At 48.3% G+C, this 325-nt stretch carries 2 tRNA genes; both read right to left on the bottom strand.

What is annotated here, in order from left to right:
- Window positions 1-84: 84 nt before the first annotated feature.
- Window positions 85-160: transfer RNA gene (locus tag FDW97_RS05090), tRNA-Ala, on the bottom strand.
- 39 nt (window positions 161-199) lie between these two features.
- Window positions 200-276: transfer RNA gene (locus FDW97_RS05085), tRNA-Ile, on the bottom strand.
- Between the last annotated feature and the right edge of the window lie 49 nt (window positions 277-325).

Here is a 325-nt window from a genome sequence, read left to right as displayed (position 1 = left end):
TGATCCAGATTTTTAAAGAGCAAAACTTCGCAGTGAACCTTTTCAGGTACACTCTGAAGTTTTCTTGGGTTGTTGCAGTAAAGATGGTGGAGCTATGCGGGATCGAACCGCAGACCTCCTGCGTGCAAAGCAGGCGCTCTCCCAGCTGAGCTATAGCCCCATCGTAGTTAAAACCTCTTCAAATTCACCGGGATGAATTTGGTAGGCCTGAGTGGACTTGAACCACCGACCTCACCCTTATCAGGGGTGCGCTCTAACCACCTGAGCTACAAGCCTGCAGAGATTTTCTTACTGCTAATTTTCATCAGACAATCTGTGTGAGCAC

The sequence above is a fragment of the Citrobacter sp. wls708 genome, from assembly GCF_005281255.1.
GTDB lineage: Bacteria > Pseudomonadota > Gammaproteobacteria > Enterobacterales > Enterobacteriaceae > Citrobacter > Citrobacter werkmanii.
The sequence above is the reverse complement of the archived record's forward strand: the minus strand, read 5'-3'. Positions and strand labels throughout refer to the sequence as shown.